Source organism: Streptomyces sp. ActVer, assembly GCF_027270795.1.
Classification (GTDB): domain Bacteria; phylum Actinomycetota; class Actinomycetes; order Streptomycetales; family Streptomycetaceae; genus Streptomyces; species Streptomyces umbrinus_A.
In genome coordinates this window covers 1-22,582 of sequence record NZ_JAPWHT010000058.1, presented here as the reverse complement: position 1 = coordinate 22,582, position 22,582 = coordinate 1, and the positions used below count along the sequence as shown (strand labels likewise).

Below are 22,582 nucleotides of genomic sequence, written 5' to 3'. Positions count from 1 at the left end.
CGACGTCGCCGGGGGCGACTCCCGCCCGAGTCTCCCCGAAAGTGATGGAACCACCTATGACTTACGTCCCTCTTACCGAACGACCAGTGCATACGCGGTATGCCGAACCGGTGGGACTCGAGCGACTCCTAGAAATTCAGGGGGAGTAGGGGGAAATGTGCGCACGATAGTGCACCGCCATCTGGGCAAGGTGGTGGCGGGTGCGGCCATCGCGGTCGCCGGGACCGCCGTCATGGTCGGGATCACCCTGCCGGGCTCGGCGGGTGCCGACGACTCCGGTGGCGGCAACGGGGCGGGCCAGACCTCACAGCAGGCCGGACAGGGCCAGGCTCAGGGTGCCGTGCAGCCCGGCGTCGTCGAAGACGCTCCGGCCGAGGGCGACAAGGGCAAGGGGCGCGACCCGCTCACCGACGACGAGACCGAGCGTGTCGAGAAGCTTGCCCTCGACCGGCAGCTCTTCCGCTCCAGCGAGAACGTCGAGGGCGACAAGGGTCCCCAGCGGATCACCGTCGACCTCGCCGAGCCCGGCGAGAGCGAACTGGACGACCCGAACGCGCCGCGCCGCGCCGAGGTGTCGTTCTACGACTACAAGGACGACTCGCTCGTCACCAAGACCGTGAACCTCGACACCGGCAAGGTCGAGGGGACCGACACCCAGCACGGTGTCCAGCCGCCGCTCAGCCGCGCCGAGACCGTCGAGGCCGCGCAGCTCCTGATCGCCGACCGGCTCGGCGCCGGTCTGAAGGCCGACTTCAAGGACGCGACCGGCAAGGAGCTGACCACTCCCGACCAGCTGCTGCTCAACAGCATGGTCTACCGGGCGAACTCGGGCACACCCGCGGCCCTCGGGGACTGCGGCAAGCACCGCTGCCTGCGGCTCTTCGTGAAGGCCAAGAACGGTCCCTGGATCGACAGCCGTGACCTGGTGATCGATCTGAGCGCCCGGAAGATCGCCAAGGTCGGCTGACCTTCCCCTCCCCGTTCAGCCTCTCGCGTTCACCGGCCTCGGAGCACCGGAGGTCGGTTCACCTTTCCAACTTTCCTGCTTGTGCAAGGGAGTCACTTCTTCATGCGCGTGAACACCATCAACCGCGCCCGCAGGCGGGCGGCGGTGGGCCTCTCGGTGGCCGCCCTGACCGTCGGCGCCACCACGGCCGCGGGACCGGCCGTCGCCCAGCCCAAGGCCGCCCCCGCGGCGGCCGCCAACTGCAGCGCGGCGTACAAGATCGAGCAGACACTCACCACCGGCACCAAGTGGTCGATGTGCTGGCGCTACGAGAGCGAGGCCGGGCTCGTCCTGGAGAACGTCTCGTACCAGCCCAAGGGCGAAGCGGCCCCCATACGTGTCCTGACGAGTGCGAAGCTCGCCCAGATCCACGTCCCCTACGACGACGGCTCGGTCGAGTACGACGACCTCACCGGGGCCGGATTCGGCCAGGGCCTGATGAACATGGCCCCCGGGGAGTGTCCCGGCGGCACCATCAAGACGGTCAAGGTCCCGGACGCCTGGGACCCGGAGCGCCCGAACGTCAAGGGCCTGTGCACCACGACCCGTTCGCGCGGCCATGCCTACCGCATGCAGGGCGACTCGGCGAGCAAGGTCTTCCAGCAGCAGGGCAAGGACCTGCTCGTCTACACCGTCAACCAGGTCGGCTGGTACGAGTACATCACCGAGTGGCGCTTCTCGGACGACGGCGCGATCAACATGAACGTCGGCGCCACCGGCAGCCTCTCGCCCGGCGACTACGACGCCGGTGACGGCCGCGGCTGGCCGATCGGCAAGGGCGCCAAGGCGTACGCCACCAGCCACAGCCACAACGTCTTCTGGCGGCTCAACTTCGGCCTCGACGGCACCTCCAAGAACAAGGTCGAGCAGTACGACTCCGTGGTCAGCCCGCCCGCCGCCAACGGCGAGGCGCCGCGCAACAAGACCACTCGCACGCCGATCACCAAGGAACTCGCGGGCGACGCCAAGAACATGCGCTGGTGGCGCGTGGTCAGCACGACCGGCAAGAACAAGGACGAGCACGCCCGCTCGTACGAACTCGTCCCGGGCGCCACCTCCAAGTACCCGGGCCGCAGCTTCACCAAGCACGACGTCTATTTCACCCAGTACAAGAAGTGCGAGCAGTTCGCCAGCAACAACCTGCGCAACTGCGGTACCGGGGCTGGTAAGTCCGTCGACAAGTGGGTCAACGGACAGAACCTCACGAACCCCGTGGCCTGGGTGAACATCGGCTTCCACCATGTCGCCCGGGACGAGGACCAGCAGCCCATGCCGGTCCACTGGCAGGGCTTCTCCATCACCCCGCGCGATGTCACCGCTATGAATCCGCTCACTCCGCCGGAGCTGGCCGATCAGAACGGCAAGCCGGACAACGGTAGTTGAGAAACGACCTGTCCATCCGGCTGCACCGCCGGCCGCTCCCGGAGTACCCTTCCTTGATCGTTGGCCGGGGGAGTGCTCGGGGGAGCGGAAGGCGGTGCGCGGGTGGGGTCCGGAGGGCTGGAGTTGCCCCCTGGTGACGGCGGTCACGAGGGGAGCTCCACGGATGCCCCACCGGGCGCGGTGTCCCTGGCGCGACCGATGGAAATCGGAGCGGAGCTGGACTGGGGCGCCGACGCCTGGCGCGAGGTGAGTACGCGCGCCCAGCGCGCCGGCCGGGCCTACATCTGGCTGAACCTCGTCGAACAGCGGCTGCGCGCGGTCGTGGCCGCTGTTCTGCGCCCGATCTACGAGCCCGTCCACGGCGAGGACGACTGGGTGGTCGCCGCCGCCGGACCCGCGGGACAGGAGTGGGTGCAGCGCGCCGTCGCCGTACGCGAAGTCAGCCGCCGCAAGGGCTACTTGCTCGACCCCGCCGACGACAACGTCCTGAGCTTCCTCACGTTGCCCCAGCTGCGCGAGCTGATGGTGCAGCACTGGCCGTGCTTCGAGCCGTACTTCGACGAGCGCCGGGACGTCGAACTCGCCCTGGACGAACTGGAAGTCACCCGCAACGTCGTCTCGCGCAACAGGGCGCTGTCCGAGGCCGTCCTCGCCCAGGCCGAGCGCGCCTCCGCGAAGCTCCTGGAGATACTCGGCGCGGGCAGCGACGTACCGTCCGCGCGGCGGCTCCCGGTCGACGCGGTCGAGAACCTGGTCGGCGACCGGTACGCGGACGTGGTGGGCGTGCACTCGGACCGGGTGCGGCTGATGCGGCAGTTCCCCGCCGAGGACATCTTCGGCGGGGCGCGCCGCCTCGACGCCATCGGCATCGGCCTCAACCTCCTCGTGCAGAACTTCTCCGGACGGCGGCTCGTCAGGCTGGCCGAGTCCGGCTGCCGGGTGCGGCTGCTGTTCCTGAACCCCGCCTCCAGCGCGGTCAAGCGCCGCGAGCGTGAACTGGGCATCAAGCGGGGTGAGTTGAGCCGCTCCGTCGAGATGAACATCCTGCACATGCGCCGGGTCCGGGCCCGGCTGCGCGATCCCGGCGCCTTCGAGATCCAGGTCTACGACGAGACGCCCCGCTTCACGGCGTACCTCGTCGACGGGGACGGCTCGGACGGCATAGCGGTCGTGCAGTCGTATCTGCGGCGGACGCGCGGGATGGAGGCGCCGGTGCTCGTGCTGCGCGGCGGGGGGCGGGTGTTGAAGCCGGACGAGGTCGGCGAAGAAGGGCTTTTCGGGACGTATCGCGAGGAGTTCGAGGTGGCTTGGGCAGATTCGCGGCCTGTGTCCTGAGAGCTCTCGTCACGGGCTTGTGTCCGGCTTCGCGGCCGGCCCGGTGGCGGGCCTTAGGACGGGGCCTGATGAGCGCCAAGCGGAATGCGGTCATCGGATTGTCAGTGGCCCATGGGATCGTGGAGGTCATTGGGGGATCGCACCACGAAGAAGGGGGCCGGCATGGGTTGGCACGGGGAGCTGCTGGTCGGCTTCGACCTGGAGACGACCGGGACGGATCCGCGCGAGGCGCGCATCGTCACCGGGGCCGTGATCGAGGTCAGGGGGACGGAGCCGGTCGGGCACCGCGAATGGCTCGCCGACCCGGGAGTCGAGATCCCGGCGGACGCGGTGGCGGTGCACGGGATCAGCAACGAAAGGGCGACGGCCGACGGCAGGCCCGCCGACCAGGTGGCCGACGCGATCGCCTCGGTCCTCGTCTCGTACTGGCAGTCGGGCGTCCCGGTCGTGGCGTACAACGCGGCCTTCGACCTGACCCTGCTCTCCGCCGAACTGCGGCGGTACGGACTGCCGTCACTGCGCGACCGGCTCGGCGGAGTCGATCCCGCGCCGGTCATCGACCCGTACACCATCGACCGCTCCGTGGACCGCTACCGCCGCGGCAAGCGGAATCTCGAAGCGGTCTGCGCGGAGTACGGGATCGCACTCGACTCCGCCCACGACGCCTCGGCGGACGCCCTGGCGGCGGCCCGTCTCGCCGGCGCGATAGCCGCCCGCCACCCCAAGGTCGCGGCCCTCGGCCCGGCAGAGCTGCACCGCCGCCAGATCGAGTGGTACGCGGAATGGGCGGCCGACTTCCAGGCCTTCCTGCGCCGCAAGGGGGACGCCGCGGCGGTGGTGGACGGGGTGTGGCCGCTGCGGGACCTGGCGGACGAGGGGCAGCGCTCCGCGGGGAGCGGACGCTGACGGGGGTTGTTCGTCACCTGCGGGTTGGTTGTGGCTTGTCGCGCAGTTCCCCGCGCCCCTGAACGGTGCGGGTCTCTGAAGGGGCCGACGCCGTCGACGGCGGTCGAGCCCCCTCGGAGGCGTCGGCGCGGTGGGCGCGTTCGATGGACTGACCCCAGTACGTTCCGGCGACCATCATCGCCGCGCCGAGACCCGTGAGCGGGGTGAAGTGGTCGCCGGCCAGGGTGATTCCCACGGCAGCGGCCCAGATCGGTTCGGTGCCGAGGAGGAGGCTGGCGCGGCTCGCCGAGGTGCGCTGGACGGCCCAGGTCTGCGCGAGGAACGCGAACACGCTGCAGAACAGGGCGAGATAGAGGAGTTGGGCCCAGCCCGCGACGCCGATGTGGGCGAGCGTGGACAGTTCGCCGGACGCGGGCAGCAGGAACAGTGCCGATCCGACGAGGGTCTGCACGGTGGTCAGCCGCAGCGGGCGGATCGCACGGTTCACGGTGAGCCGGCCGACGAGTGCCACATGCACCGCCCGGATCAGCGCCGCGGCGAGCATCAGCAGGTCGCCGAGGCGGGGCGCGTGGAAGCCGTTGCCCGACATGAGCAGGCCGACGGCCAGCAGGCACACACCGGCGGCCGCGTAGAAGGACAGCGGGAGGCCGCCGCGGTGGCCCGTGCGGTCGAGGAGGGGAGTGATCACGATGGTCAGGCTGATGATCAGCCCCGCGTTCGCGGCACTCGTGTGGGCGACGCCGTATGTCTCCACCACCAGGACGGCCGCCTGGGTGATCCCCAGAGGCACGCCGATCCGGAGCTCGTCGCGGGTCCACCCGCCGGACTTCCGGTCGGCGGCGACCAGACCGAGACAGGCGAGCGCGGACAGGGCGTACCGCGCGAACAGCACGACCAGGACGGGCAGTACGGCGGTGGCGGTCTGGGCGGACAGATAGCTGGAACCCCAGACGAGGGCGACGAGGAGAAGTACCGCATCGGTACGGCGGGCATCGGGCACGCGCTCACCCTGCACCGTCCACGTCCCTGTAGCACAGAGCCAACTTCTTAAACGATCCTTTAGCATCCCTACATCGGGAACGAAGCGATCCCTGGGACGAGGACATGGACGAACGGCAGCTGAGGATCCTGCGTGAGCTGGGCGAACTCGGCAGCGTCACCGCGGTCGCGGAGGCGCTGCTCGTGACACCCTCGGCGATCTCCCAGCAACTGCGGCTGCTCCAGCGCGCGATCCCCGTCCCGCTCACCGAGCGCCAGGGGCGGCGGCTGGCGCTCACCGACGCCGGGCAGGCGCTGGCCGGGGCGGCGATCGAGGTGGAGACGGCACTGGAGCGCGCCCGGCACACCGTCTCGGAATTCGTCGACCGGCCGGACGGCGAGGTGTCGGTGGCGGCCTTCCACAGCGCGGCCTCGGCGTTCTTCCCGCTGCTGCTCCAGGCGCTCGCCGAGCCCGGCGGGCCACAGCTGTCCCTCGCCGACGCGGATGTGACGCAGGACGACTTCCCGCCGCTGACCAGGGAGTACGACCTCGTGCTCGCCCACCGCCTCGAACACACCCCGGGCTGGCCGCGTACGGTCACGGCCACCACCCTCCTGCGTGAACCGCTCGACGTGGCGATGCCCGCCGACCACCCGCTGGCCGTCAAACGGCGGCTCACCCCGCGCGATGTGGCCGACCAGCCCTGGATCACGGCACATGACGGCTTCCCGATCGTGGCGACCGTCGACGCCATCGCCACCGCCGCGGGACGTCGACTCCGTCTCGCGCACCGCATCAACGAGTTCGCGGTGGCCGCCGAGGCCGTCGCCGCCGGCGGGGGCCTCGCCCTGATGCCCCGCTGGACGACGCGCCCCCACCCCGCGCTGGTGCTCAAACCGCTCAGCGGCGTCCAGGCCCGGCGGCACATCGACGCGCTCCACCGCCCCGAGCGCACGGCCCGCAAGGCCGTACGGACGGTACTCGCCGAACTGCACCGGGCGGCCGTGACGATCCGCGACCGAAGCTGACCCCTCTTTTTTTGCGGCTCGGTTCGCCTCCGGGGCGCTACAGCCGGTGTCGAGAGCACGACCGTGCTCGACCCTCCTTCGTCGGGCCTCCGCGCTCCCCCGGACTCCGTCCGGGGGACCCCCAGGGCTCTCGACACCGGCGCGCCCCTTCGGCTCACTCGCCCGTCAGGCCAGCTCTTGAAGGGAGGAGGCAGCCCAGGAGAGCAGCCTCAGAAGGGATACCAGCGAACCGTTTCGTCGCCGTCCCGCAGTGACGCCACCCGGCGCTCGAACTCCGCCAGTGCCTTCGGATTGCTCGGTGCGTGCTGGGAGACCCAGGCGCAGCTGGCCGTCTCGCGGGCCCCGCGCAGCACCCCGCAGCCGTCCCACTCGCGTACGTCCCAGCCGTACGTCCGGGTGAACGCGTCGTACGCCTCGGCGGGCAGCCCGTACCGGTCGCGGGACAGCGCCATGACCACGAGGTCGTGTTCGCGCAGGTCGGTGGAGAAGGTCTCAAGGTCGACCAGGACCGGCCCGTCGGGACCGATGTGGACGTTGCGGGGCAGCGCGTCGCCGTGGATCGGGCCCCGCGGCAGGTGCGGGGTGAGTGCGGCGGCGGCCGTGGCGAAGCCGTCGCGCCGGTCCCGCAGGAACGCGGCGTCCGCCGGGTCGATTGCGTCGCCCGCCAGCCGCAGCCACCGCTCGACCCCGCCCAGCAGCTCGCGGCGCGGCAGCGTGAAGGCGGGGGAGGGCAGGGCGTGCACCAGGCGCAGCAACTCGGCGAGATCGCCGGGTTCGGCGGGACGTACGGAAGCGGGCAGCCGGTGCCACACCGTCACCGGGTGGCCGGCCACGGACCGTGCCTCGGACTCGGCGGCCCGCACCGCGGGGACGCCCGCCTCGGCGAGCCAGACGGCGATGGCCAGCTCCCGCCGCGCCCGGTCGAGCAGTTCGGCGTCGCGGCCCACCTTGACCACCAGGTCACCGGCGGCGAACACGGCGTTCTCGCCGAGTGCGAGCAGCACCGCGCCCCGGTCGAACCCCGCCTCGGCGAGCACGTCCCGCGCCTGAGCCTCGTCCATCACTCGCCTCCCGTGGAGCCCTTGGTTCTCGTCCGGTTGTCCTGCGGTTCTCGTCGCGTCGGCGGTCGAGATCACGCCATACGCCGCCCAGTGTCGCATTCACACTGGTGAGAGCCCTCGGGAGGGTGTGTGCGCTGTCTTGACGGCGTGTCAGTACGTCAGCACGATGACGGGGGCCGCCGGGACGGCCAGACCCGTACGAGCCGCCCAGAGGAGCTGATTCCGTGACATCGGCGACCGTGAGGAAGCGGTCAGTGAAACGGCCAGCGCGGGGTGCGCCGGGCGGATACGGAGGAGCAGGTGGAGGCGGCGGGGCGCGGGACCGTCTCGTCGACCACGGAGCCTGGTTCCTGGTGCTGCCCGCGCTGATCCCGATCCTGGTGCTCAGCGTCGGACCGCTCCTCTACGGCATCGCGTTGGCGTTCACCGACTCCCAGTCGGGCCGCACCGAGCCCACGCAGTGGATCGGCACCCTCAACTTCCAGGACCTGCTGCACGACACCCTGTTCTGGGACTCGTTCCGGATCGGTCTGCTGTGGGCGGTGGGGGTCACGGTCCCGCAGTTCCTCCTCGCCCTCGGCCTCGCCCTGCTGCTCAACGAGAACCTCCGCTTCCGCTGGCTGGCACGGTCGCTCGCGATCATCCCGTGGGCGATGCCCGAGGTGGTCGTCGGCATCATGTGGCGGCTCGTCTACAACCCGGACGCGGGCATCCTCAACGAGACGATCCGCGACCTGGGCCTGGGCGATGGCCGCGACTGGCTGAGCGGCCTGGCCACCGCCCTGCCCGCGGTGATCGTGGTCGGCGTCTGGGCGGGCATGCCCCAGACGACGGTCGCCCTGCTCGCCGGACTGCAGAACACACCGCGCGAACTGCACGAGGCCGCCGCGATGGACGGCGCGGGCGCCTGGCGCCGCTTCCGCACGGTGACCTGGCCCGCCCTCAAACCGGTCGCGCTCGCCATCACCGCGCTCAACTTCATCTGGAACTTCAATTCCTTCGCCCTGGTGTACGTCCTCACCAGCGGCGGGCCCGGCGGACGCACCCGGCTGCCGATGCTGTTCGCCTACGAAGAGGCCTTCCGCTACGGGCAGTTCGGGTACGCGGCGGCGATGGGATGCGTGATGGTCGCGGTGATCTCGGTGATCCTCGCCCTCCACCTGGTTGGCCGGCTGAGGGGAGGCGAGGACGCGTGAGGACTCGGAAATCGGCGCTCGCGGGCCAGTACCTCGCGCTCCTCGCCTATCTCGTCTTTCTCGCCTTCCCCTTCCTCTGGCTGATCTCCACCGCCTTCAAACCCCCGCGCGAACTGGGGAGCCTGCATCCGACCTGGATCCCCAAGGACCCGACCCTCGCCAACTTCCGGCAGGCCTTCGACGAACAGCCGCTGCTGGACGCCGCGTTGAACTCCCTGACCGCGGCGGTCGGCGCGGCGGTGATCTCCGTACTGATCGCGACCCCGATGGCGTACGTCATGGCCCGGCACCGCACCCGGCTCGCGAGGGCCGCGACCGGCTGGGTCGTGGTCAGCCAGGCGTTCCCGTTCGTGCTGGTGATCATCCCGCTGTTCCTGGTCCTGAAGAACCTGCGGCTGATCAACTCCGTACCGGGTCTGATCATGGTGTACGTCGTGTGGGCGCTGCCTTTCGCGCTGTGGATGCTCGTGGGGTACGTACGGGCCGTACCGACCGAGCTGGAGGAGGCCGCGGCGGTGGACGGAGCCGGTAGGCTGCGGACGCTGGTCTCGATCACCGCGCCGCTGCTCGCGCCGGGGATCGTCGCCACGGCGCTGTTCGCCTTCATCAGCGCGTGGAACGAGTTCTTCTTCGCGCTGGTGCTCCTCAAGACCCCGGAGAAGCAGACCCTTCCGGTCGTCCTCACGCACTTCCTCGGCGCGGAGGGCGTGGCGGACCTCGGGCCCCTCGCGGCTGCCGCGTTCCTGGCGACCCTGCCCTCGCTGGTCGTCTTCGCGGTCATCCAGAAACGGATCACGGGCGGGATGCTCGCCGGGGCGGTGAAGAGCTGATGCGGACGAAACGGCTCGTCGCGATGGTGGCGGCACTGCTGCTCATGGGCAGTGCGGCCTGCACCGGCGGTGACGGCGGTTCGGAGGACGGCAGGATCACCCTCCGCTTCCAGTCCCTCGCCTGGCAGGAGGAGTCCGTCGACGTCAACAAGGAACTGGTGAAGGAGTGGAACGCCACCGATCCCGACGTCAAGGTCGAGTACGTACAGGGGAGTTGGGACAGCGTCCACGACCAGCTGCTCACCTCCTTCGAGGGCGGTGAGGCGCCGGACATCATCCATGACGCCTCGGACGACCTCGCGGACTTCGCGTACGGCGGGTATCTCGCGGATCTGCGTGACCTGCTGCCCGAGCGGCTGAAGTCCGATATTCCGCAGCGGAGTTGGGAGACCGTGACCTTCGGGGGCGGGGTCTACGGCGTGCCGTTCCTCCAGGAGCCGCGCGTCCTGATCGCCAACGCCAAGTGGCTGCGGGAGTCGGGCGTACGGATTCCCACGCCCGAAAGGCCGTGGAGTTGGGACGAGTTCAGGGCGATCACCGATGAACTGGGTGATGGGGATGGGAAATACGGTGTGGCCTGGCCGTTGAAAGAGCCCGTGTCGGCCACGCTCAATCTGTCGCTCTCGACCGGTGGGCAGCTGTTCCACCGGGGTGCCGACGGCAAGGTGCGGATCCGGTTCGGGGCGGGTGACGAGGTGGTGCCCCGGACCATTCACGACCAGGTCAACACCGATGGCAGCGCGTCGAGTTCGACGCTCGGCAGCGGTGGGTCCGACACGCTGCCCGGCTTCTTCGGCGGCAAGTACGCGATGGTTCCGCTCGGGTTCTCCTACCGGCAGCAGATCGTGCAGCAGGCGCCGAAGGGCTTCGAATGGCAGGTGCTGCCCGCGCCGGCAGGGGCCGACGGGCTCACTCAGGGGGTGAGTCCGCAGACGCTGTCCGTCGCGGAGGACAGTCCGCACAAGAAGGAGGCCGCCGCGTTCATCGACTTCCTGCTCCAGCCCCCGAACATGGTGCGGCTCGCGCTCGGCGACTGGATGCTGCCGACCGGTACGGGGGCGCCCCAGGCTCCGGCGCTGCGTGTCGAGGAGGACGGGTGGGCGATCGGGGCGGGGCTTGCGCGGGATCTGCGGTCGGCGCCGGCGCAGTCCGTGCGGGGGTATCCGGAGTGGAAGGACAAGGTGGCTACGCCGGCGTTTCAGGAGTACTACAGCGGGGCCATTGGGCTTGGTGAGTTGCGTGAGCGGTTGGTGGGGGACGGGAATCTGGTGCTTGCGCGGTATCAGAGATGACGGTTCGCTGCCGCTGGGCCTGGGGGACGGGGGTGGTTCGTCGGGTGCGGGTTGGGTGTGGCTGGTCGCGCAGTTCCCCGCGCCCCTAGAGGATTGCGCCGTTCCCCGCGCCCCTAAGAGACTGCGCCGTTCCCCGCGCCCCTGGAGGTGGGCCCCTGGAGGAACGTGCGGGTGAAAATCGGTTGGCCGGGGCCGGCCCGGACGGCTAGCTTGCCGGGTGTGGGTATCAATGCGATTTTTTCTTCCGGTCTTGGCCGGGGCTGTGCGCACTCCATTCGGATGCGCTGCGCCCCCGGTGCCCTGACCGGCCCGGGGATCTGCGCTCGCTGACGGCAATCGCCGCGGGGGCGCCCCCTCTCACGTACGCCCTGAAGCAGGTACGCGGCTGACGCGTGCCCGCCTGTGCGCGTCCTTTTTTCTTGCCTTCCGGTCGGGGCCTTCGTCTGCCCGTTTTCGCCCTCACGGAAGACAAGGACCGCAGGCCATGGCCCGCCCCACCCACGTTTCGCGCGCGCTCTCGCAGAACTTCCTCACCGACCGCGCCACCGCAGACCGCTTCGCCCAGCTCGCCGTACCGCGGCCGCAGCACCCGCCCCTGGTCCTCGAAGTGGGCGCGGGCAAAGGTGCGTTGACCGAGGTGCTCGCACCCCGCTGCCGAGAGCTGCTCGCCTACGAGATCGACCCACGGCTCGTGCCCGCCCTGCGCGCCCGCTTCTCCGGGACGCCCCAAGTGCGCGTGATCGGCGGCGACTTCCTTGCCGCCCGGCCTCCGGGCCCTGCCTTCTCCGTCGCCGGGAACGTGCCCTTCTCGCGTACCGCGGATGTCGTCGACTGGTGTCTGCGCGCGCCCGGTCTCACGGACGCCACGCTCCTCACCCAACTCGAATACGCACGCAAACGCACCGGGGACTACGGGAGTTGGACCCTGCTCACCGTCCGCACCTGGCCGCGCTACGAGTGGCGGTTTCTCGGGCGGGTCACCAGGACGAGGTTCCGGCCCGTGCCCCGGGTCGACGCCGGAATCGTACGTATCGAGCGCCGCCGTACCCCGCTGCTCGACCGGACCTCGTACGACGACTGGCGGGACCTGGTCGAGCTGGGCTTCTCGGGGGTCGGCGGCTCGCTGCACGCCTCGCTGCGCCGGGCCCATCCGAGGCGCCGCGTGGATGCCGCGTTCCGGGCCACGCGTCTCGACCCCCGTGCGCTCGTCGGGGAGGTGCCGCCCGAGCAGTGGCTGGGGCTCCACGACGTACTGGCGTCGCGGTGAGGCGCGTACGACGGGCGGCCGTAATTGAATTGCACGAGACGTCTCGTCTCGTTTATGGTCGGCTCATGACCACCCCACACCCCGCCCACGTCGCCGTGTTCTTCGTCGGCGCCTGCCAGGGCGACCGCGCCGCCCAGGGGGAGTGGCGGCGGCCCGCCGACGCCGAGCGGGTCCTCCTCGTGTCCCTGGGCTCCTCCTTCACCAAGCAGCCCGCCTTCTACCGCGAGTGCGTGAAGGCGTTCGGCGACCTGCCGGGCTGGCATGTCGTGCTGCAGGTCGGCAAGCACGTCGGCCCCGCGGAGCTCGGCGAGGTTCCGGGGAACATCGAAGTGCGGGACTGGGTACCGCAGTTGGCGATCCTCAAGCAGGCCGACGCCTTCGTCACCCACGCGGGCGCCGGCGGCAGCCAGGAAGGACTGGCCACCGCCACGCCGATGGTCTGCGTGCCCCAGGCCGTCGACCAGTTCGGCAACGCCGACATGCTTCAGGCGCTCGGCGTCGCCCGGCACCTGCCGATGGAGGAGGCGACGGCCGAGACCCTGCGCGAGGCCGTACTCACGCTCACCGGAGACCCGGACGTCGCGCGGCGGCTCAAGGAGATCCAGGCGGGAATGGGGACCGAGGGCGGCACGGCGCGCGCGGCGGATCTGATCGAGGCGGAAATCCCCAAGAGCGCCAAGGGCGCATGACCGAAGCTTTACCTGGCCCTGAAGGGGTGTGATCGCGTTACCGTCAGCGAAATCGGGTGACCGTCCGCGAACTCGGAATTCCCACGGGTCACGGTTGTACGCCAACGGTGAAGCCATGGCGCCCTTTGGATAACGGGACGGTCATTCGATAACGCTCGGATAACGCCGCATCTGCCCGATCGGGGCATCGACCGGGTTATCGGGTTGGACGGCTACCCCCCGCCAAAGGTTGCACGGGTCTCTTCTTGTTCCTTGTATGAACACCTTCCTAGCTTGAGGTGAACTCACTACGAACGCTGGGAAGTTGATCAATGCGCCGAGACATACCGCCCCTCGCCGAGGTGCGTCGCATCACCGAGAAGAAGCGTGACGCGTGGTGGACCGTGCTGCTCGTCGACCCGGTGGCCACGCCGTTGGTGAGGCTCACCGCGATGCGTACGAGGATCACGCCGAACCAGATCACCTGGGGGGCGTTCCTGCTCGGCCTGGTCTCGGCCGCCTGCTTCGCCTTCGGCGACTGGCGGTGGCTGATCGCCGGGGCCCTCGTCTACCACCTGAGTTTCATCCTCGACTGCATGGACGGGAAGGTGGCCCGGCTGACCGGCCAGGGCTCCGTCTTCGGGGCCTGGCTGGACTTCGTCTTCGACCGCATCCGGGTGGCGGTGTGCGGAGTCGCGCTGATGGCCGGGCAGTACGACCGCACCGGTGACACGGTCTACATCTGGCTGGCCCTCGCGGTCGTCGGCCTCGACACGCTGCGGTACATCAATTCCCTGGAGATCTTCAAGATCCGCTACAACATGCGCAAGCAGATCAAGGCGCGGGTGCGGGAAGCCCGCCGCGCGGAGAACTCCGCCGAAGTCGCCTTCATGGAAGACCTGTTGCGCAACAATCCCTCGGCGGACATCGAACACGACATCCGCAAGACGTCGACCGTGTCCGAGCCGCTCTCCGAGCCGAACTCCGAGCCGGTCTCCGAAGCAGGCTCCGAAGCGGTATCCGAACCGCGCTCCGAACCGGGCCCAGAAGAAGCCACCGACGTTCCCCAGAAGCCCCAGGGCCAGGTCATCGACCTCCAGCAGGAGTTCCGCCACCGCTTCCCGGTCTATCTCCGGATGCGGTCCTTCCTCCTGCGCCACCGGATTCGTACGCACCTGGTGAGCGGCATCGAATTCCAGATGGGCGTCTTCATCGTCGGCCCGCTCCTCGACGCGGTCATCGAGGCGACCCTGGTCTCCGGCGCCCTGCTTCTCGTCTTCGAACTCGCCATCATCTACAAGCTGTTGCTCTCCACCCGCGACTTCACCCGCACCATCGACTCCTTCGAGCGGGACGAGGTGGCCACGGCGGCCTGATCCGGCGGGCCGCACACGACGGCCGCACACGACGGCGTGGCCGGGGCGAGTGCCCCGGCCACGCCGCTGCTGCGAGGTGTGTGGTTCAGACCGTCAGACCCCTACCCTCTCCCCCTCGACCGCCGGAGGCTGCGGCGGCGAGGCCGCGGCCTCGGGGGACTCGTCGTGGCTGAGGTCCGGCAGGCGGTTCAGCCACTTCGGGAAGTACCAGTTGCGCTCGCCGAGGAGGGCCATGACCGCCGGGAGCAGTACACCGCGGATGATCGTCGCGTCGATGAGGACCGCGGCCGCCAGGCCCACGCCCATCTGCTTCATGGACTGCATGGACAGCGTGCCGAAGATCGCGAAGACGGCGACCATGATGACGGCGGCGCTGGTGATGACACCGGCCGTGGTGACCACCCCGTGCTGGATGGCGTCCCGGGTCGTCAGCCCCCGCAACCGCGCTTCACGGATTCGCGAGACGACGAACACGTGGTAGTCCATCGAGAGCCCGAAGAGGATCACGAAGAGGAACAGCGGCAGCCAGGTGACGATGGCGCCCACGCCCTCCGCGCCCACCAGCGAAGCGCCCCAGCCGTGCTGGAAGACGGCGACCAGGATGCCGTAGGCCGCCCCGACCGAGAGGAGGTTGAGGACGATCGAGGTGATCGCGATCGTCAGCGAGCGGAACGACAGGAGCATCAGCAGGAAGGCGAAGGCCACGACGAAGGCGAAGACCGGCGCCACCGCGCTGACGAGCTGGTCGTTGAAGTCCTTCGAACCCGCCACCTGACCGGTCACCGGCGCCTCGACCCCGTCGACCTTGCCGAATGTCGCCGGACGGACCTCGTCGCGGATGATCTCCAGGCTCTTCTCGGCCTTGTCGAGGTTCGATCCGCCCACCAGCGGTACGTACACGAAGGCGACGTTCTGCGAATCGTGCACCTTGACGTCGACAGGACCGCGTGAGGCACCCGAACTGACCGCCTGCTCACGGAAGTCGGCGATCGCGGACTTCACCTCGGCGGAGTTGATGTCGGCGGCCTTGACGACCACCTCGGCCGGGTCGGAACCACCAGGGAAGGCCTCGTTGACCCGCTCGTACGTCGCCACGATCGGCAGCGAGTCGCCGAACTCCTGGTCCAGTGTGAGGTTCTGGGTCTTCATGCCGAGCGCAGGGGCCGCGATGGCCAGCAGCGCACCGGCCGCGACCACCAGCGAGACGGCCGGCCTCGCCAGCACCACCCGCAGGACGCTCGTCCAGAACCGGCTTCCATTGTCGCCCGAACGGCCGTTGCCGGAACCGCCGTTGCCGGAACCGCCGTTGGTCTTGCGCCGCTTGTCCGGGTGCAGGAACGGGATGCGCCCCTTCTCGACCCGCGTACCGAGCAGCGAGAGGACCGCGGGCAGCACGGTGACCGAGCCGACCATGGCGACCGCCACGACCATCAGAGAGGCCAGACCCATCGCCTTGAAGGTGGCGATTCCGGTGAACAGCATGCCCGCCATCGCCACGCACACCGTGACACCGGAGACGATGATGGCGCGACCGCTGGTCGCCGCGGCGATCCGCAGCGCGGTCTCGGGGTCCCTGCCCGCCGCACGCTCCTCGCGCTCGCGCCGCAGATAGAACAGGCAGTAGTCGACGCCGACCGCGAGGCCCACGAGCAGCATGACGGAGCTCGATGTGTCGTCCATCGGCTGGATGTGGCTGACGAGCATCATCAGGCCCATCGTGGCCACGATGGCGGTGATCGCGAGCAGGACCGGCACCAGGGCCGCCACCAGCGCGCCGAACGCGACCAGCAGGATGCCGAGGGCCACGGGGACGGCGGAGTACTCGGCCTGCTTGAAGTCGTTGCCGAACGCGTCGTCGAACGTCTTGTTCATGCTGGCGCCGCCGATCTCCTCGATCAGCACCGACCCATGGTCCTTCTGCACCTCCTCGACGGCCTTCAGCACGGGCTCCACCCGGTCGCCCGCCGTCTCAGCCTTGCCGCGCATGTCGAACTGCACGAGGGCGCTGCGGCCGTCCTTCGAGATGGTGTCCGTGTCGTACGGCGAGGTCACGTTGGTCACCTTGCCGGTGCCCTCGACCGCCTTCATCACGGCGTCGACGGCGGTGCGGAACTCGGTGCTCGTCGCCTTGACACCCGCCTCCCTGCCCTGCACGAGCACGGTCTCCCCGGCCGGCTCGTCGATCCCCGCTTCCTCCGCGATGGCCGCGGCCCGGCCGGTCTCCCCGCTGAGCTGGTCGCTGTCCTTGAGTTCGACCGTGCCCGCCGCAGAGCCGAGCCCCATCGCCAGAACGACGAACAGCACCCAGATTCCGACGGCCGCCCAGCGGTGCCGGGCACTCCAGCCGCCGGCCCGGGCAGCTATGCCCCGTACCCGCGTGTCTCTGTTACCCATGACGGGCTTGCCCCCTCGTCTCCGGTGCCGGCCCCCTGCCCGCACCTTCTGTTTCGAAGGTATGGGGCGGATAAGGACCTCTCGTCGTGCTGCCCGGTGAGGTGCGGGGAGCCCGAGTCCTCCCCTCGGACCCCGCGCTCTCAGCACTGAGGAGGATGAAAGCCCCTTACATGTAAAGCGGCACCTCGGGGTCGTGATCAGGGTGTCCGGTCTGTGCCCGGTCGTTCCCCGGCCCGTCCCCGGTCTGTCCCTGGCCTGTCCTCGGCCCGTCCCTCCTCCGGGTCCGATCTGCCGGGGAAGATCCTCTTTGGTGTTACGAAAGTTTGTTGAACAAGTCACAGCTGTGTGCGGGGGTTGAACTGAGCGCGCCCATCGGCCAGGGTTTTGAGCCAACCGGCCGGTAACTTCGGGTGTCCGGCCGCCCGGAAGCCGCGGCCGTCGTGCCCACCCCCACGGGGCACGACGGCCGCTTTATGGTGTGCGGATGACTCAGGGCATGACGACGTACGCGGCACTGCTGCGCGGGATCAACGTGGGCGGCAGCAGGAAGGTGCCGATGGCCGAGCTGCGCACCCTCATGGAGGGCCTCGGGTACGACGGTGTCCGTACGTATCTCCAGAGCGGGAACGCCGTCTTCTCCAGCGACCACGGCGACGAGGACGCGCTCGCCGCGGAGCTGTCGGGGGCGCTGGAGAAGCACTTCGGCCTCACGGTCGACGTCCTGGTGCGCGACCACGCCTATCTGCGGGCCGTCATCGACGCCTGTCCGTTCCCGGCCGCCGACCTGGAGGCCAAGCAACTGCACGCCACCTACTTCTCCGAGCCGGTCGACGCCGAGCGCTTCGCGTCCATCGACCAACAGGCCTTCCTGCCCGAGGAGTTCCGCCTCGGCGACCGGGTCCTCTACCTGTACGCGCCCGACGGCCTCGGCCGTTCCAAGCTGGCGGAGAACCTGTCGAAGCCCCGGATGACGAAGGGCGTCATCGCCACCACCCGGAACTGGAACACCGTCACCAAACTCGCGGAGCTGACCAGTGGCTGACCACGGCCCCGCCGTCGAGGCGGCCATCGAGGGCGAACTGTGCCTCCTCGACCCGGAGATCCGCCGCACGCCCGAACTCCTCGGGGCGCTGCTGCACCCCGACTTCCACGAGTTCGGCGTCTCCGGGCGGCACTGGGACCGGGCCTCGATCATCGACGCACTGGCCGTGGCGAAGGAACCGGGGACGGGCCCGGGCATCACCTCCCGGGTGGCCGGCGTCGAGCTCGCCCCCGACCTGGTCCACCTCACCTTCGACACGGAGCACAACGGCCGTCACGCGCACCGGAGTTCGCTGTGGCGGCGGACGGGGGAGGAATGGCTGCTGTACTTCCACCAGGGAACGCCGTTCAGCCCCGAAGGCTCTCGGGGAGCCTGACCTGCCGGACGCCGAGGTAGGTCGTGTGCGAGGTGATCTCCGCCGGGACGGCGAGGCGGGGGTCCGCGCACAGGCGCCGGATCTCCTCGGGTGACACGGCCCCGGTGGTCGTCGCCGCGGCCACCGCGTCGAGCAGTGTGAGATCGTCCGCGGTCACCCCCGGCTCGTCCTTCGCCGCCAGTCCCCACGCGTCCCACGGCAGTACCTCGACCCCGCCGAGGGCCGCGAGATCCCGTACGACGTTGCAGCGTACGAACCACAGGCCCTGCAGGGTGCCCGTCGGGAGGGGGATCCCGAAGGCGTCGGGGTCCGCGTCGCCCGCCCGGCACGCCTGCCAGGCGGCTCCGGCGACGAGGAACTGGTCCCGCGGGACGTCCAGCGGATCGAAGGGCACGTCGTGCGCACCGTCGGCGACCTGTGCGTCCGCGAGCCGCCAACTGCCGTCCGGCAGACGGTATTCGGTGACCCAGTGGTCCCCGTGGGTCACGGGGGAGGAACCGTCCTCGAAGTACGTGGCGAAGCCGCACCGGACCCGTGCGGGGGTGCCCGTCGCCCTCAGGAACGCGCACATCAGCAGCGCGAAGTCCCGGCACGTGCCGGCGAACCGCTCGCCCAGCTCCCGGTGTTCGGTGAGGGGCGCCCGTGAGCGCTCGCGCAGGATCCGCAGGATCTCGCCCACGTACCGGGCCTCGGCGTCCTCGTGACGGCGCTCCTCGGGCATCGCGTACCCGAAGTGCCCGCCCTCCTCCCGGTGGATGAGCAAGTTCCGTACGAGGGCCGCGAGTTCATGTGGGTCGGCGGGCAGATCGGCCGGTACGGCTCCGGGGTCGCTGTACGGGCTCTGCTTGAGGTGGAAGTCGTTGGAGTCCATGCCGCGGAGCGTGGAGTCTGCCCCAGGGGCAAGGTCAAGCACGGCGGGGCGAGGTCGGGCGAGGCCAACCGAGGGCGTCGAGGCGGGACATGTCCTCCTTGCCGAGCCGTACGGCGGTCGCGTCGAGGTTCTCCTCCAGATGCGCGAGGGAGCCCGTGCCGGGGGTCGGGCAGAGCACGGGGGAGCGGTGCAGCAGCCAGGCCAGGGCGATCTGGCCTGGCGCCACTCCGTGTGCGGCGGCGATGTCCGCGCACACCCGGTCCGTGGTCAACGAGCCGTTGCCCAGCGGGAACCAGGGCAGCAGCGCGATGCCGTGCGCCTCGCACAGCTTCAGCAGCGGCTCCGAGGCGCGATCGGTGAGGTTGTACCGGTTCTGCACGGAGGCGATGTCCGTCAACTCCCGTGCGGCTTCGAGCTGTTCGGCCGTCACCGAGTCGAGCCCGATGTGCCGGATCTTGCCCTCCCGGCGCAACTCGTCGAGCGTGCCCAGCTGTTCGGCCATCGGTACGTCCGGGTCCAGCCGGTGCAGCTGGTACAGGTCGATCGTGTCGAGACGCAGCCGCCGCAGACTCGCCTCGCACATCGCCCGCAGCCGCTCGGGCCGCCCCTCGACGTGCCAGGCGTCCGGACCGGTGCGTACGACACCGCCCTTCGTGGCGATCACCAGGCCGGCCGGATACGGGCACAGGGCCTCGGCGACGAGTTCCTCGGCGATCGACGGGCCGTAGTTGTCCGCCGTGTCGATCAGCGTGACCCCGCGCTCGACGGCCCGCCGCAGGACGGCCACCGCGCCCCGTGCCTCACCACGCGGCCCCCAGTAGCCGGGACCGGTCAACTGGGCGGTCCCGTACCCGAGGCGGCGTACGGGCAGCTGTCCGGCGAGCTCGAAGTTTTCCGGAATCATTGATGGAGCGTACACACGCCTGTGGCAGGCTCGGACGCATGCGCTACATCATCATCGGAGCAGGGGCTGTGGGCGGGGCCATCGGCGGCCGCCTCGCCGAATCGGGACACGACGTGGTGCTGGTCGCGCGGGGCGCGCAGTACGAGGCGCTGCGCGAGCGGGGGCTGCGCCTGGTGACGCCCGACGGGCCGCACACCCATCGGCCGCCCGTCGTCGACGGGCCGCGCGCGCTCGGCGAACTGGGCGCCGACGACGTGCTCGTACTCGCCGTCAAGACGCAGGACAGCGAGGCGGCGCTGGAGGCGTGGGGGCCCGTGCCCGTGGCGGGCGGGGGCACGGCGGCCGAGCGGCTGCCGTTGGTCTGCGCGCAGAACGGCGTGGAGAGCCAGCGGCTCGCGCTGCGCCGCTTCCGGCGGGTGTACGGGGTGTGCGTTTGGCTGCCCGCGACGTTCGTCGAGCCGGGCGTGGTGTCCGCCGCCGGTACGCCGCTCACCGGGATCCTGCACCTCGGACGCTATCCGCACGGCACGGACGAGACAGTACGGAGCATCGCCGCCGACCTGTCCGCCTCCCGGTTCGAGGCGCCGGTCGTGGCCGATGTGGCGCGCTGGCAGTACGCCAAGCTCCTCGGCAACCTCGCCAACTCGATCGAGGCGGTCAGCGGCGTGCTCACCAGTGAGGAGGGCATCGCGCTCTACGGCCGGGTACGTGCCGAGGGCGAGGCCGTGCTCGCCGCTGCGGGCATCCCGTACGCCTCCGAGCAGGAGCAGAAGGAGGCCCGCGCCGACAAGATCCGCTTCGAGCCCTTCGACGGGTCCGAGCGGGGTGCAGGGTCGTCGTGGCAGTCGCTGAACCGTGGCACGGGGACGATCGAGGCGGACTATCTCAACGGCGAGATCACCCTGCTGGGGCGGTTGCACGGCGTGCCGACGCCGCTCAACGACCTGCTGCAACGGCTCGCCAACGACTTCGCTCGCGAGCGGCGGGCGGCCGGTTCCATGCCGGTGGACGAGCTCGTACGGCTGGCCGGCGACGCTGTCGCGTTTGTTCAAGAGGGTGCGGGGCCGCGTCCCTAGCGTGGGACGCATGGACAAGAACGCGAACACGAAGGCGGGCAAGAGCCCGGACCAGGAGAGCGCGAACGCGCCCTACACGATGGAGAGCCTGTACCCGTCCATGGTCGAATGCGCCGCCGAGGCCGCACGGGTCGCGCGCGGGGTCACCGCGGCGCAGCTCGCCGGGACAACCCACTGTCCGGGCTGGGACGTCCGGGCTCTGGTCAACCACTGGGTGCTCTACACCTCTCACGGTCTGGAGCATCGGGCGCTGCGCAAGCCGCTGCCCGAGTCGCTGACCAAGCGGGATTTCGCCTCCGAGCCGGGGTGGGCGTCGGCGTATGCCGCCCAGCTGGACCGGGCGGTTGCCGTGTGGGCGGACCCGGTCGTGTGGGAGGGAGAGGTGGACCTGGGCATGGGGTCCATGCCGGCTCCCGAGCTGGCCTCGGTGATCGTGAAGGAGATGGCGGTGCACGGGTGGGACGTCGCTGCGGCGACCGGCCAGGAGTACCGCATCTCCGACGCGGCGGCCCGCATCGTCCTGGACGTCGTCGTCACCCACGGCGACCTCTACCGCCAGTACGACGGCTTCGCCCCCGCAGTCCCGGTGCCGCCCAATTCCCCCACCTTCACCCAGGCCATCGCCTTGAGCGGCCGCGACCCTCGTCTGTCCCAGACAGCCTCCTGAACGAGCCGTTTTTTCGCCCCCGCCGGGGCGAACAAGGCCCCGGTCAGGCGCCCACCGCCGTCAGTGCCGGGGTCCGGGCCGCGTCGTAGCGCTGCAGGAGGACGCGGGCCACCTCCGGGGACGCGCCGAGGACGTCGGCCAGGATGTCCGCCTCGGCCGCCCCCCGGGCGATCCGGTCAGGGAGGAAGCCGGGTGCCAGGACGTACGGGGCGACAGCCACCCGCGCGCACCCGAGGGCGCGCAACTCCCGCACCGCATCCCCCGTACGCGGCAACGACGCGGAGGCGAACGCAGGCCGCACGGCGCACCAACCGGTCCGCCGCCACTCCCGCGCGATTTCTGCGATCACTGCGATCGCCTCCGGGTCCGTGGACCCCGCCGAGGCCAGTACGACCCCGGTCGAGGACTTGTCGGCGGGGGACAACCCCGCCTCGTACAACCGCCGTTCGAGCGCGGCGGTCAACAGTGGCGACGGGCCGAGCACCTCGGCCTGCCGGATCCTCAGCCGTGCCGGAGCCTCGCTCAGCACCGCCGGGATGTCCGACTTCGCGTGGAAGGCGCGGGTCAGGAGGAGGGGGAGCGCCACCACGTCACGTACGCCCTCCGCCGCCAGTGACTCCAACACCCCCGAGACCGAAGGGATGTTGAAGTCCAGGAACCCGGTCTCCACGCGCACGCCCGGGCGCAGGGCCCGTACCCGTCGCACCAGGGCGTGCACGGTCGCGGCATGGCGCGGGTCGCGGCTGCCGTGGGCGATGACGAGAAGTACCGGTCGGGGCATGGGAGTTCAGCTCTTCACGAGGAGACCGCGGCTGCGCAGTACCCACCGCTCCAGCGGACTGAAGATCAGCAGGTCGATGGCGATTCCGACGATCAGGATGAGGAGGATGGCGAGGAAGACCATGGACATGCTGTTGGCGGTGCG

At 70.1% G+C, this 22,582-nt stretch carries 20 protein-coding genes and 2 pseudogenes; 15 read left to right on the top strand and 7 right to left on the bottom strand.

Annotated features, from left to right (window positions below; all coding sequences use genetic code 11):
- The first annotated feature begins 157 nt into the window (after nucleotides 1-157).
- From O3Q52_RS12670 to O3Q52_RS12655, 4 genes are all read left to right on the top strand, one after another.
- On the top strand, nucleotides 158-967 hold the full coding sequence (locus O3Q52_RS12670) for a Tat pathway signal sequence domain protein (RefSeq protein WP_269648870.1): 810 nt from the start codon (nucleotides 158-160) through the stop codon (nucleotides 965-967).
- 102 nt (nucleotides 968-1,069) lie between these two features.
- Nucleotides 1,070-2,389 carry a copper amine oxidase gene (locus tag O3Q52_RS12665; RefSeq protein ID WP_269648869.1) on the top strand — a complete coding sequence of 440 codons (1,320 nt, stop codon included), beginning with the start codon at nucleotides 1,070-1,072 and terminating at the stop codon, nucleotides 2,387-2,389.
- A 102-nt stretch (nucleotides 2,390-2,491) separates the two neighbouring features.
- A complete protein-coding gene (locus O3Q52_RS12660; RefSeq protein WP_269648868.1) occupies nucleotides 2,492-3,724 on the top strand; it encodes an SAV2148 family HEPN domain-containing protein in 1,233 nt (410 codons plus the stop codon).
- Between the two features lie 162 nt (nucleotides 3,725-3,886).
- Nucleotides 3,887-4,630, top strand: coding sequence for a 3'-5' exonuclease (locus O3Q52_RS12655; RefSeq protein WP_269648867.1), 744 nt, complete (start codon nucleotides 3,887-3,889; stop codon nucleotides 4,628-4,630).
- Between the two features lie 13 nt (nucleotides 4,631-4,643).
- On the opposite strand, the gene O3Q52_RS12650 is transcribed toward O3Q52_RS12655, so the two are convergent.
- On the bottom strand, nucleotides 4,644-5,630 hold the full coding sequence (locus tag O3Q52_RS12650) for a DMT family transporter (RefSeq protein WP_269648866.1): 987 nt from the start codon (nucleotides 5,628-5,630) through the stop codon (nucleotides 4,644-4,646).
- Between the two features lie 104 nt (nucleotides 5,631-5,734).
- On the opposite strand from O3Q52_RS12650, the gene O3Q52_RS12645 reads away from it, so the two are divergent.
- On the top strand, nucleotides 5,735-6,637 hold the full coding sequence (locus O3Q52_RS12645; protein ID WP_269648865.1) for a LysR family transcriptional regulator: 903 nt from the start codon (nucleotides 5,735-5,737) through the stop codon (nucleotides 6,635-6,637).
- A gap of 209 nt (nucleotides 6,638-6,846) precedes the next feature.
- On the opposite strand, the gene O3Q52_RS12640 is transcribed toward O3Q52_RS12645, so the two are convergent.
- Nucleotides 6,847-7,698, bottom strand: coding sequence for a phosphotransferase enzyme family protein (locus tag O3Q52_RS12640; RefSeq protein WP_269648864.1), 852 nt, complete (start codon nucleotides 7,696-7,698; stop codon nucleotides 6,847-6,849).
- Nucleotides 7,699-7,952: 254 nt separating this feature from the next.
- Here O3Q52_RS12640 and O3Q52_RS12635 point away from each other — a divergent pair, with 254 nt between their 5' ends.
- The 6 genes and pseudogenes from O3Q52_RS12635 to O3Q52_RS12610 all read left to right on the top strand — a co-directional run bounded on the left by O3Q52_RS12635 (nucleotide 7,953) and on the right by O3Q52_RS12610 (nucleotide 14,327).
- A complete protein-coding gene (locus O3Q52_RS12635) occupies nucleotides 7,953-8,894 on the top strand; it encodes a carbohydrate ABC transporter permease (RefSeq protein ID WP_269648863.1) in 942 nt (313 codons plus the stop codon).
- Nucleotides 8,891-9,724 carry a carbohydrate ABC transporter permease gene (locus tag O3Q52_RS12630; protein ID WP_269648862.1) on the top strand — a complete coding sequence of 278 codons (834 nt, stop codon included), beginning with the start codon at nucleotides 8,891-8,893 and terminating at the stop codon, nucleotides 9,722-9,724. Before O3Q52_RS12635 ends, O3Q52_RS12630 begins: the two co-directional genes overlap by 4 nt.
- Complete coding sequence (locus tag O3Q52_RS12625) at nucleotides 9,724-11,016, top strand: ABC transporter substrate-binding protein (protein WP_269648861.1); 1,293 nt, start codon at nucleotides 9,724-9,726, stop codon at nucleotides 11,014-11,016. Before O3Q52_RS12630 ends, O3Q52_RS12625 begins: the two co-directional genes overlap by 1 nt.
- 484 nt (nucleotides 11,017-11,500) lie before the next feature.
- A complete protein-coding gene (gene erm / locus O3Q52_RS12620; protein ID WP_269648860.1) occupies nucleotides 11,501-12,283 on the top strand; it encodes an ErmE/ErmH/ErmO/ErmR family 23S rRNA (adenine(2058)-N(6))-methyltransferase in 783 nt (260 codons plus the stop codon).
- A gap of 101 nt (nucleotides 12,284-12,384) precedes the next feature.
- Nucleotides 12,385-12,972: pseudogene (locus O3Q52_RS12615) on the top strand (nucleotide disphospho-sugar-binding domain-containing protein); the annotation flags it as partial.
- 311 nt (nucleotides 12,973-13,283) lie between these two features.
- Nucleotides 13,284-14,327: a CDP-alcohol phosphatidyltransferase family protein gene (locus O3Q52_RS12610; RefSeq protein ID WP_269648859.1), complete on the top strand. Its 1,044-nt coding sequence runs from the start codon at nucleotides 13,284-13,286 to the stop codon at nucleotides 14,325-14,327.
- A gap of 93 nt (nucleotides 14,328-14,420) precedes the next feature.
- Here the strand turns inward: O3Q52_RS12610 and O3Q52_RS12605 are convergent, their stop codons facing one another.
- Nucleotides 14,421-16,721: an MMPL family transporter gene (locus tag O3Q52_RS12605; protein WP_269648858.1), complete on the bottom strand. Its 2,301-nt coding sequence runs from the start codon at nucleotides 16,719-16,721 to the stop codon at nucleotides 14,421-14,423.
- A gap of 484 nt (nucleotides 16,722-17,205) precedes the next feature.
- On the opposite strand from O3Q52_RS12605, the gene O3Q52_RS12600 reads away from it, so the two are divergent.
- A complete protein-coding gene (locus tag O3Q52_RS12600) occupies nucleotides 17,206-17,763 on the top strand; it encodes a DUF1697 domain-containing protein (RefSeq protein ID WP_269648857.1) in 558 nt (185 codons plus the stop codon).
- Nucleotides 17,756-18,139 carry a nuclear transport factor 2 family protein gene (locus tag O3Q52_RS12595; RefSeq protein WP_269648856.1) on the top strand — a complete coding sequence of 128 codons (384 nt, stop codon included), beginning with the start codon at nucleotides 17,756-17,758 and terminating at the stop codon, nucleotides 18,137-18,139. The genes O3Q52_RS12600 and O3Q52_RS12595 overlap by 8 nt, the downstream gene beginning before the upstream one ends.
- Here the strand turns inward: O3Q52_RS12595 and O3Q52_RS12590 are convergent.
- On the bottom strand, nucleotides 18,111-19,010 hold the full coding sequence (locus O3Q52_RS12590) for a transglutaminase-like domain-containing protein (protein ID WP_269648855.1): 900 nt from the start codon (nucleotides 19,008-19,010) through the stop codon (nucleotides 18,111-18,113). The two genes, O3Q52_RS12595 and O3Q52_RS12590, sit on opposite strands and share 29 nt — an antisense overlap.
- Nucleotides 19,011-19,044: 34 nt before the next feature.
- Entirely contained in the window at nucleotides 19,045-19,914 is an 870-nt protein-coding gene (locus O3Q52_RS12585) for an aldo/keto reductase (protein WP_269648854.1), read from the bottom strand.
- A gap of 38 nt (nucleotides 19,915-19,952) precedes the next feature.
- On the opposite strand from O3Q52_RS12585, the gene O3Q52_RS12580 reads away from it, so the two are divergent.
- Nucleotides 19,953-20,990 (top strand): ketopantoate reductase family protein, encoded by a 1,038-nt coding sequence (locus O3Q52_RS12580; RefSeq protein ID WP_269648853.1) that lies wholly within the window; start codon nucleotides 19,953-19,955, stop codon nucleotides 20,988-20,990.
- A gap of 79 nt (nucleotides 20,991-21,069) precedes the next feature.
- Nucleotides 21,070-21,657: a TIGR03086 family metal-binding protein gene (locus tag O3Q52_RS12575; RefSeq protein ID WP_269648877.1), complete on the top strand. Its 588-nt coding sequence runs from the start codon at nucleotides 21,070-21,072 to the stop codon at nucleotides 21,655-21,657.
- Nucleotides 21,658-21,700: 43 nt separating this feature from the next.
- On the opposite strand, the gene O3Q52_RS12570 is transcribed toward O3Q52_RS12575, so the two are convergent.
- Both O3Q52_RS12570 and O3Q52_RS12565 read right to left on the bottom strand, forming a co-directional pair.
- Nucleotides 21,701-22,438 carry a sirohydrochlorin chelatase gene (locus tag O3Q52_RS12570; protein ID WP_269648852.1) on the bottom strand — a complete coding sequence of 246 codons (738 nt, stop codon included), beginning with the start codon at nucleotides 22,436-22,438 and terminating at the stop codon, nucleotides 21,701-21,703.
- A 6-nt stretch (nucleotides 22,439-22,444) separates the two neighbouring features.
- Nucleotides 22,445-22,582, bottom strand: a pseudogene (locus tag O3Q52_RS12565) (ABC transporter permease); the annotation flags it as partial.